Below are 11,477 nucleotides of genomic sequence, written 5' to 3'. Positions count from 1 at the left end.
GCACCACCACTTGGACTCTGACTCCGGCGCAGTTGAGCGGGCTGACGATCACGCCGCCGCCGAACAGCGACGTCGACTTCACGCTGACGGTGACCGCCATCGCCAAGGACGGCAGCGCCGTTGCCGCGACCAGGAGCGAGACGCTGCGCGTCACCGTCGATCCGGTGTCGGACACGCCGACGCTGACGGTCAGTGCTGCGACCGGCAACGAAGACAGCGCGATCCCGCTGACGATCAGCCCGGCCCTGACCGACACCGACGGATCGGAGGTTCTGACAATCCGCATCAGCGGCATTCCGACCGGCGCTACGCTCGCGAACACGCTGAACGGCACTCTGACGGTCACCAACGGCTCGATCACCCTGACGCCGCAGCAGCTTGCCGGGCTGACGATCACGCCGCCGCCGAACAGCGACGTCGACTTCACGCTCAACGTGACCGCGGTCGCCAAGGACGGCGGCGCGCAAGAAGCGACCAAGACCGATTCTCTGGTCGTGACCGTCAAACCCGTCACCGATACGCCCACGCTGGAGGTCGATCCGGCCAGCGGCGATGAAGACACCGCGATCGCGCTCAACATCACCTCCGCCCTGACCGATTTGGACGGCTCGGAAACGTTGAGCATCGTCATCAGCGGTATTCCTACCGGTGCGACGCTCTCCAACACGCTGAACGGTTCGCTGACGGTCACCAACGGCGCGATCACCCTGACGCGGGAGCAACTGGCCGGTCTGAAGATCAGGCCGAAGCAGGACAGCGGCGACGATTTCACTCTGACCGTCACCGCGACTGCCAAGGACGGGGACGCCACTGCTGTCGCCGTCCAAAAGACGCTGGCGGTGACCGTCGTCGCGGTCGCCGATACTCCGACGGTCACTGCCAGCAACGTCACCTACAATCTGGCGAGCGGACAGAACGACACCCTGACCGGAACCGCCGGCAACGACACGCTGTCGGGCGGGGCTGGCAACGACACCATCCAGGGCGGCGGCGGCGATGACGTCATCTACGGCGACGGCACCGGAACCTTCACCACCGCATTGTCGATCACGTCCGACGTGACGGACACCGACGGCTCGGAGTCGATCTCCAAGGTGACGATCTCCGGCGTGCCGGCGGGCGCCAGCCTGAGCGCCGGCACCTATGTGACGGAAGCCAACGGCACCACCACTTGGACCCTGTACAAGGCCCAGTTGCAGGGCCTTAAGCTGACCGCCAGGGAAGGCGACAGCACCCACCCGATCACCCTGACCGTCGTCGCCACGTCGGCGGAGGCCGAGAACACGAGCACAGCGGACAGCACGGCCAAGACGCTGACCATCAGCTTCACCAACACACCGCAGGGCAACGACAGCCTGGATGGCGGCGACGGCAACGACACCATTTTCGGCGGCGCCGGTAAGGATACACTGATCGGCGGTCTGGGCGACGACAGCCTGGATGGCGGAACCGGCGACGATCTGCTGGCGGGTGGCCCCGGCAACGACACCATCGACGGCGGCGATGGCAACGATACGGTGACCTACGCCTCCTCGACCGGTCCAGTGAATGCCAATCTGGCGACCGGTGTCGGCACCGGCGACGGCACCGACGTGCTTCGCAAGCTGGAGAACGTCACCGGCTCGGCTTTCGATGACGTGATCACCGGAAACAGCGTCGCCAACATCCTGATCGGCGGTGCTGGCAACGACACCATCACCGGCGGGGCAGGCGCCGACACCGTGCGGGGCGGGGCGGGCGACGATCTGTCGATTTTCACCGTGGGCACAGACGGCGGCACCTCGTCCAAGCCCGAACTTCAGGACGGCGATACCGGGATCGACACCTTCCGGGTGATGTTGACCACGGCTCAGCTGTCCAACGCCTCGATCCTGGCCGACCTGCGCACCCTGCGAGACCTGATCGAGACGGCCGCGGCAAGCCCGACGGCGGCGACCACCGACACCGACGTCACCAAGGCCGGCACCCTGTCCGCGCTCGGCATCAAGGTGGCGGATTTCGAGAGGCTGGAGCTTTATGTCGATGGCCAGCCGGTCAACGTCCGCACAGCGCTGAACTATGCCCCGTCCGCCACGACGGCCACCACCTCGACCAACGAGGACACCGCCGTCACCGGCACCCTGCGGGCGACCGACCAGGACACGGTCAATGGACGAACCGACGACACGCTGACCTACAAGGGGCCCGGCGACAACGGCCAGCCGGTGCGCCTGACGCACGGCACGCTGGTTGTGAATGCCGACGGCAGCTTCTCCTACACCCCGGACGCCGATTTCAGCGGGACGGAGACCTTCACCTTCACGGTGACGGACGCCTTCGGCGGCACGTCCACCGCCGTGCAGACGATCACTGTCGCCCCGGTCGCCGACCCGTTTCAGATCGCCACGCTCAACGCACGCGGCAACGAGGATGCCGCAGGCGGCATTGCGCTCGCCCCCACCATCACGCTGAGTGATGTCGATGCCGCCAGTCCTGAGACGGTGGAGAACATCACCCTGCTGATTCAGTCGTCCCAGCTGGACGCCGGTGGGGCCAAGCTCTATCTCGACGGCGTGCTTCTGACGCGCAGTGGTCCCACCGGCGGCAATTACAGCTGGACGATCCCGACCTCGGCATTGCAGGCCGATGGCACCACCGCCGGGGTCTGGACAATCCGGGGACTGAAGATCGTCACCGATCCCGATTCCGATGCCGATCTCGACTACACGCTGAAGGTCGGGACAATTGACGGCAGCGGTGCCACCGCAAGCCGCCGAGAGCAGACGGCGACCGGCACCATCACCGTGGACGCCGTCGCCGATGCTCCCACCGTCACGGCCGCCGCTGCTGCGACGGACGAAGACAGTTCGGTCCTCCTGACCATTGCGCCGGCCCTGACCGACATCGACGGGTCCGAGTCGATCAGCCTGATCACGATCAGCGGTGTGCCGGCTGGCGCGACGCTCAGCGTCGGCACGGTGGCGAGCACCCAGTCGGATGGCAGCACCACTTGGACGCTGACCCCGGCGCAGCTGGCGGGCCTCCGCCTGACTCCGCCGCGCGACTTCTCCGGCACCATCACGTTGGGCGTCGTTGCCACCTCCGCGGAGAGGGAGAACGGCTCCACCGCCAATTCGGCCAAGGCCGACCTGACGATCACCGTCACCGGCGTGGCCGACGCCCCCATCGTGACCCCGCAGCCCGCTTCGGGGGCCGAGGACAGCGCCATCGCGCTCGCCATCGACGCCCGGCTGTCCGACCTGACAGGGGAGTCGCTGGACCACATCACCATCACCGGCGTCCCGGAAGGGGCGAGACTGTCCGCCGGCATCCACAACGCCGACGGCAGCTGGACTCTGACACCGGCCCAGCTGAGCAACCTGACCTTCACGCCGCCGTCCAACTATTCCGGCACGGTGACGCTGACGATCACCGCCACCTCGGTGGAGGGCGCGACCAAAGCCACCTCGGCGCCGGTGTCCCTGGTGGTGACCGTCGCTGCGGTCGCCGATACGCCGGTTCTGACGGCTTCCGACGCGGTGGGGCGCGAGGATACCGCAATTCCGGTGTCGGTGGTCGCCGCCCTGACCGACCGCGACGGATCGGAGACGCTCAGCATCCTGGTCGAAGGTGTGCCGGCCGGCGCCACGCTGAACCATGGCCGTTACGACGCGGCGCTGGACAAATGGGTGCTGACCCAGGCCGACCTGGCCGGTCTGACCATCACCCCGCCGCCCAATTCCAACACCGGCTTCAACCTGATCTTCACCGCCCGGGCGACGGAGTCCTCCAACGGCAGTTTCGCCGATGCCGCCCAGGTGACCGTCCATGTCGAGGTGCAGGGCGTCGCCGACGCCGTGACGCCGAACGGCGCGCTCAGCGCCCGCGGCAACGAGGACACGGCGATCAATCTGCGCCTTGGCGATCTGGTGATGCTGGACAATGACGGATCGGAACGGCTGTCGCTGGTCATCAGCAACCTGCCAGCCGATTCCTGGCTGTCGCTGGCGGCGGGGCACGAGAGTGGGCTGGTATATCTCGGCAACGGCCGCTGGTCGGTGGATGTCGCCTATCGCAACGAGCTGACCCTGACGACGAAGAAGGACTTCGCCGGCAGCGTCACGCTCAAGGTGGACGTCATCACCACCGACAGCAACGGCGCGCCGATCGTCACGGTGAACGGCGTCACCTCCGGCGGGGTGTTGAAGGACACCCGCGATCTGATCGTCACCGTCGATCCCAAGGCTGACGAGCCGAACGTCTCCATCGGCGCCAGCGCCCTGGAGGACGCCGTCGGCGGCATCCCGTTGACCATTTCGGCGCTCACCGCCGACATCGACCATTCGGAACAGATTTCCGCGATCGTCATTTCCGGCCTGCCGTCCTGGGCGACGCTGACCAGCACGGATGCGGGCGCGCTGACCGCCAATGCCGACGGCAGCTGGAGTGTGGACCCTGCCAAGCTCGGCAACCTGCGGCTGATCGTGCCGCAGCACCGTGCCGACGATTTCACCATCACCGTGACGGTGACGGTGGCCGACGGCACCGACAGCCTGACCAAGACCTACACCCCGACGGTCGTCATCACCGCCGTGGCCGACGCACCGGTGTCGCATGCGGCGGATGGGTCCATCGTGCCCTACCATGTTGATGACCAGTCGACGACCGGCGTGCCGGACGGGCTTGTGCTGAACCTGAACGCCTTCCTGCAGGACACGGACGGGTCTGAAAGGCTGGCGGTCAGCATCTCCGGCGTGCCGAAGGGAACGGTGCTGTCGCGCGGCATCGACAACGGCAACGGAACCTGGACGCTGACTGCGGACGATTATGCCGCGGCGCTGGCCGAAGGCGGTCTGAAGCTGACAGTCAAGGATGCCCATGCCGCCGGCATCTCCCACAGCATCGACTCCGCCTCCAACGTCGACACAGCCAGCATCACGTTGACAGTCAACCCCTACAGCATCGAAAGCGAAGGGGATCGCAATGCCACCGTGTCCGACAGCTTCGTGCTGAGCTGGACCACCTCGACCGGTTCCAACGGCGGTGGCTCGACTGATCCGGGCGGCTCGAACGGAGGCAACAATGGCGGCGGCACCAGTCCACCGCCCCCGCCCCCTCCTCCCCCTCCGCCGCCACCCCCTCCGCCGCCACCCCCTCCGCCGCCACCCCCTCCGCCGCCGCTTGACCCCAGCGTCGGCAGCGACCGGCCGGCGGCCGTGACCACCGCCGAGGATTCGGCGGTCGCCCTCGGTATCGAGGCCGGCCTGGCGAATTGGCAGAACGTGTCCACCGTCACCCTGTCGGGCATCCCGACCGGGGCCAGCCTGGCCAACACGGCCGGCGATACGCTGACCGTCACCGGCGGCTCGATCACGCTGACCAAGGCGCAGCTGGCCGGCCTGACGCTCACGCCGCCCCCGAACAGCGACGCCGATTTCAGGGTCACGCTCGATGTGGTTTCCGGCAGCAACAACGCCCACACCACGTTGACACAGGCCGTGACCGTCACCGCCGTCGCCGACAGCCCGCGGTTGACGGTGCAACCGGCCTCGGGCAGCGAGGATACGGCCATCGCGCTGAATATTTCCGCTGCGCTGGAGGACACTGACGGCTCGGAAATCCTGGCCAGCATCGTCATCGAAGGGGTGCCGGCGGGCGCCACGCTGTCGGCTGGATATCTGGACTCCACCACCGGGCGCTGGCTGCTGACCCCCGACCAGCTCGCAGGGCTGAAATTCACCCCGCCCCACGATGCCAGCGGCACCTACCAGCTGAGCGTGACCGCCGTCGTGCGGGAGACGAGCAACGCCGACCGGGCGACCACGACCAGGACCTTGACCGTCGATGTGGCGCCGGTCAGCGACGCTCCTTCGATTTCCGCCGGTTCGGTCACGGCGCAGGAGGATCACGCCGCCAGCCTGTCGATCTCCGCCGCGGTTACCGATCTGGTCGGTGGCGGCGAGGTGATCACCGCGCTGAGGGTGACGGTTCCGGCCGGCTTCACCCTGTCGGCGGGTACGTTGCTCGGCAATGGCGTCTACGACCTGTCCGGCCTGACCGTGGCGCAGCGTTCCGCCCTGTCACTGACGCCGCCCGCCAACTTCGCCGGCACGGTGACGCTGACCGTGGAGGCTGCCGCAAAGGACGGCACGGCGGCGGAGACCTGGTCGTCCAAATCCCTCAATGTCACGTACGCCGCCGTCGCCGACGCGCCGAACGTCACCGTACAGAACACGACGGGGGCGGAGGACACCGCCATTGCCCTGAACGTGTCGGCCAACCTCATGGATACCGACGGGTCGGAGACGATGGCGGTCATCCTGTCCGGCCTGCCGGACGGCGCGGTACTGAACAAGGGGTCCAACAACGGTGACGGGTCCTGGACGCTGAAGCCATCGGAACTGTCAGGCCTGACCGTCACGCCGCCGCGCAACTATTCCGGCGGCATGGACCTGACGCTGACCGCCACCAGTCTGGAAAGCTCCAACAAGAGCACCGCCACCACCACGGCCACCATTCATGTGGACGTCACGGCGGTGACCGATGCACCCACCGTCATCGTTGCCAACGCCTCCGGCAGCGAGGACACCGAAATCGCGCTGAACCTGACCGCGTCCCTGGTCGATACCGACGGGTCGGAGACGATGACCATCGTGCTGTCCGGTCTGCCCGCCGGCGCGATGCTGATCGATGCGAACGGCAACAGGCTGACGCCCATCGCCGGTGCGGTCGACCTGACCGCGGCCCAACTGAGCGGGCTGAAGCTGCTGCCGCCTCCCAACAGCGGCACCGACTTCAATCTGACCCTGACCGCGACGACGAAGGAACAGTCGACCGGCGTCACCGCCACCACCAGCCAGCTGTTCCGTGTCAGCGTCGATCCTGCCGCCGACCAGCCCGTCATCACCGCGGGTGCCTTGACCGGGACGGAGGACACCGTCCTGCCGCTGAACCTGTCGGTCGCATTGTCCGATACCGACGGGTCGGAGCGTCTGGGGCTGGTAACCATCACTGGCGTGCCTTCCGATGCACTGCTGTCGGCCGGCACCCGCAACGGCGACGGCAGCTGGACGCTGACGCCGGCACAGTTGACCGGCCTGTCGCTGACCCCGCCGGCCAACAGCGATGTGGATTTCACGCTGACCGTCACCGCCGTCAGCATCGAATCCAACGGGAGCACGGCGACCAGGGTGGCCACCGTGCCGATCACGCTGAACGCGGTGTCCGACACTCCGACCCTGACGGTCACCGCCGCCAGCGGGAATGAGGACTCGGCGATCGGGCTGACGATCAACCCGGCGCTGACCGACACCGACGGGTCGGAAGCGCTGACCATCACCATCAGCGGCATCCCCGGCGGCGCCACCCTGACCAACACCGCAGGCGATGTTCTGACCATCACCGGCGGCAGCATCACCTTGAACCCCGGCCAGCTTGCCGGGCTGGCGATCACCCCGCCGCCCAACAGGGACGACGATTTCACCCTGACCATCACCGCCACCGCCACCGACGGAACCGCCGCCCCGGTCGGCACCAGCGCGCAGCTGGCGGTGACCGTTGCACCGGTGACCGACACGCCGACCCTGGATGTCCTGCCGGCGACCGGGGACGAGGATACCCGGATCCCGCTGTCTATCAGCGCGCTGCTGGGCGACACCGACGGGTCGGAGACGCTGACCGTCACCATCAGCGGCATTCCCGGCGGAGCGACCCTGACCAACACCGCCGGCGACACGCTGACCGTCAGCGGCGGCAGCATCACGCTCAATCCGGGCCAGCTTGCCGGCCTGGCGATCAAGCCTCCGTTGAACGACGACGGAGACTTCACCCTGACCGTCAAGGCCATCGCCAAGGACGGCGTCGCCAACGCGGTCGAGGTGAGCAAGACGCTGTCCGTGACGGTCGCCCCGGTGTCGGACATGCCGACCCTGGCCGTGGCCGCAGCCTCCGGCAGCGAGGACGCTGCGATCCCGCTGACCATCAGCTCCGCCCTGACCGACGGTTCGGAGACGCTGACAATCACCATCAGCGGCATCCCCGCCGGTGCACAGCTGGCCAACACCGCAAATGGCGTGCTGACGGTCGTCAACGGCAGCGTCACCCTGAGCGCGGCGCAGCTCTCCGGTCTGACGATCAGGCCGCCGTCGAATGACGACGGCGACTTCACCCTGACCGTCACCGCCACCTCCACGGACGGCGGCGCCACGCCGGCCTCCATCGTGGCGCAACTGCCGGTCACGGTGGCCGCAGTCTCCGACGCGCCGACCCTGGCCCTCCTGCCCGCAACAGGGACGGAGGACGGGACGATTCCGTTGTCCATCACCACGGCGCTGACCGACCTCTCGGAGACGCTCACCGTCACCATCAAGGACATCCCGACCGGGGCCACCCTGTCCAACACAGCCGGCGACGCGCTGACTCCGTCCAACGGGTCGATCACGCTGACGCCGGACCAGCTGGCCGGGCTGGCGATCAAGCCCCCGCCCGACAGCGGCACCAGCTTCACCCTGTCCGTCACCGCCTCGTCGAAGGACGGCAGCGCTGCTGCGGCCACCACCTCCGGTACGCTGGCGGTGACGGTGACACCGGTGGCGGACACCCCCGACCTGACCGTGGTCTCGGCTGTCAACGGGCATGAGGATACGGCGATCGCGCTGACGATCACCGCCGCCTCCACCGACATCGACGGGTCGGAAACGGTTGGAGTGCGGATCACCGGAGTGCCCGATGGCGCCAGCCTGAACCACGGTACCCACAATGCCGACGGCAGCTGGACCCTCACCACCGCGCAACTGGCGGGCCTGACCTACACCCCGCCGACCGACGCCACCGGACCGGTCACACTGTCGGTCACGGCGACCGCACAGGATGGAGCGGACCGTGCGGCGGTGACGCGGAGCGTGACGGTGACGGTCGATCCGGTGAACGACAAGCCGACCCTGGCCGCCGGCCACGCCACCGCCGTCATCGCCGCCGACGCGACCGGCCATCCGTCGGTCGCCGCCGATGCGACGATCTCCGACGTGGACAGCAGTGTCATGTCCGGCATGACGATCCGCATCGCAGCCGGTTCGCAGACCGGCGACACGCTCAATCTCGCCGGCATGACGATCGACACCGATCCGGCCACCGGCCACAAGACCTTGTCCGGGACGGGAATCGAGGTCAGTTGGAACGATGCCACTCACCAGCTGTCGCTGGCCGGAAATGCCTCGACCGCCACCTACACCGACATCCTCCGCCACCTCGCCCTGACACCCGGCGGCACCGGCGCACGGACGCTGGAGGTGACGGTCAGCGATGATCAGGGGATGTCCAGCGACCCGGTGGCGCTCCAGGTTCTGGTTGCGGGCGATGCGACGATGACCGGGAGTGCAGGAGCCGACATCCTCTATGCCGGCAGCGCAACGACCAGCATGTCCGGCGGCGATGGCGACGACCTGTTCATCTTCGCGCCGCGAAACGGCGATCTGACGATCAACGGCGGCGTGGGCAACTGGACCGACGTCGTCGAGGTTGGAGCCTTCGTCAGCAATGTCAGCGGCAACTGGTTGCAGCAGCTCGATGCCCAAGGGATTGCCTACACCGTCGACCCCTCGGGTCATGCGCTGACCTTCAACACCGACACGACGGTCACGCTGGAGGACCAGAACCATCACCAGCTGGTTCTGCAGAACATCGAACGGCTGACATACTGATATGGCCTTGCGGTGGGGGCGGGCGCCTGGCGCGTCCGTCGCCGCCTCAGGCGACCGGCGGGCGCTCCACCCTGTCTTCCGCCCTATCCTCCACCTTCTCTTCCGTCACAGGCCCGGTCTGCATATGGGTGATGATGCGCTTCATCAGGCGGCCCAGCATCGCCCGTTCATCCTGTGCCAGTCCGGCAATGGGCGGACCCAGCGACTGGCGCAACGGATCGCGGTCCAGCAGCGCCCGCCCCTCGTCGGTCAGGTCGAACAGCCAGCCGCGCTTGAATCCCGGATGCGGCCGCCGGGCGAGTAGTCCCTTGTCCACCAGGGTGGAGACGGTGCGCGAGACCGGGGCGAGGTGGATCCGCTGGAAACGGGCCAGTGCCGTCAGGGTGCGTGCAGGTTCCGGCGAATCGTGGAAATAGCGCAGGGCCACCCACTGCGCCGGGAAAAGCCCGTCGGCGAAGCCGATGCCATAGACAAGCCTGCTGACCTGATCCAGCAGTGTAACCAGATCATCGTCCGCAGACCATCCATCGTCCTCCGGCGTTCCCAACACGCGTGTCTCCCGCTCCCAACTCCACGCCGAACCGACCGGCCGCAGTCTTCAACCGGGACTGTATCGAAGTCAACACGCCAGCGGAAGCGGCCGCGTTCGCGCAAGCGTGGTGAAACAGGACTAGAATTCGCGTTCATTATCCCCAAAGGAAATCCATGGCGCTCCGCCGGAAATATTTGGCGAAGCGCTGCGGCGCCCCCACGTCTGGTTCCGTCGGGAATGCCGGCGTCGGCAATATCGCCCGTTCAACCGATGGACCATACGGATATGACCAGTTTCCCCCACATGACCAATGCATTCCTGTTCGATCTTGACGGAACGCTGACCGATACCGTGTATCAGCATGTGCTGGCCTGGAAGGAGGCCCTCGACGAGGAAGGGATCGCGCTGTCGGTGTGGCGCATTCATCGCAAGATCGGCATGAGCGGCGGATTGTTCACCAATATGCTGCTGCGTGAAACCGGGCTGGCCATCGACCAGGATCTTCTCGACCGGTTGCGCCGCCGCCATGCGGACGCATACAAGAGGCTGGCCGCCGGAGTCGTTCCGCTTCCCGGCGCGCGGGACCTGTTGGATGCATTGACCGGGATGGGCATCCCCTGGGCCATTGCCACCAGCGGACGGATGGAAACCGCGAGGCCGGCGCTGGAGAAGCTGGGGGTCGATCCCGGCCGGGCTGCGGTCGTGACCCGTGACGAGGTCCAATATGCCAAGCCGGACCCTGACCTGTTCCTGGCTGCCGCGGCCCGCATCGGCGTGGACATCGCGAGCGCCTTCGTGGTCGGTGACAGCATTTGGGACATGATCGCTGCGAAGAGGGCCCGCGCTCTTGGCATCGGCCTGTTGTCGGGCGGTTACGGGCGCGAGGAACTGGAGCGTTCCGGTGCCCTGCGCGTCTACGAGGATCCGGCCGACATGCTGACGCATCTCGACGAGGTCGGCGGCCGCCGCTGAGGGGCGGCGGCCGGGGTGTTGCCGGTAGGCTGGCCGTCGGCTCCATCCCCTTCGGCCGGCTGGTCGCGCTCGTCCGGCAGCTCCCGCCCATAGCGTGCCGGCAGAGCGGAGCGACCGATGTCAGGCTGCCTTCACGTCGCTCAGGAAGCGGCCGACCTCTCCGCGCAGCTGCTCGGCCTCCCGAGCCAGATCCCTGGCGGCGGCAAGCACCTGGCTGGCGGCGCTGCTGGTGCTGGTGGCGGCGCCGCGGATGCCGTCGACGTTCCGCTGCACTTCCTTGGTGGCATCGGCGACCT

3 protein-coding genes are annotated in these 11,477 nt (G+C 67.5%); 2 read left to right on the top strand and 1 reads right to left on the bottom strand.

The features are described from left to right. Positions 1 to 32: 32 nt before the first annotated feature. Positions 33 to 9,677, top strand: coding sequence for a beta strand repeat-containing protein (locus A6A40_RS32245; RefSeq protein WP_261344803.1), 9,645 nt, complete (start codon positions 33 to 35; stop codon positions 9,675 to 9,677). Between the two features lie 46 nt (positions 9,678 to 9,723). Here the strand turns inward: A6A40_RS32245 and A6A40_RS30265 are convergent, their stop codons facing one another. After that, positions 9,724 to 10,227: a MarR family winged helix-turn-helix transcriptional regulator gene (locus A6A40_RS30265; RefSeq protein ID WP_236784157.1), complete on the bottom strand. Its 504-nt coding sequence runs from the start codon at positions 10,225 to 10,227 to the stop codon at positions 9,724 to 9,726. Positions 10,228 to 10,512: 285 nt separating this feature from the next. Between A6A40_RS30265 and A6A40_RS30260 the strand changes: the two genes are divergently transcribed. Then, positions 10,513 to 11,181: an HAD family hydrolase gene (locus A6A40_RS30260; RefSeq protein ID WP_108549555.1), complete on the top strand. Its 669-nt coding sequence runs from the start codon at positions 10,513 to 10,515 to the stop codon at positions 11,179 to 11,181. The last annotated feature ends 296 nt before the right edge of the window (positions 11,182 to 11,477 follow it).

The sequence above is a fragment of the Azospirillum humicireducens genome, assembly GCF_001639105.2.
GTDB classification, from domain to species: Bacteria; Pseudomonadota; Alphaproteobacteria; order Azospirillales; family Azospirillaceae; genus Azospirillum; species Azospirillum humicireducens.
Note: the sequence above shows the minus strand (reverse complement) of the source record. Positions and strands in the feature narration are given on the sequence as shown.

Excerpts from the sequence above, each read along its gene's own strand:
- A6A40_RS30260 (WP_108549555.1), top strand. The coding sequence starts at position 10,513 with ATGACCAATGCATTCCTGTTCGATCTTGACGGAACGCTGACCGATACC.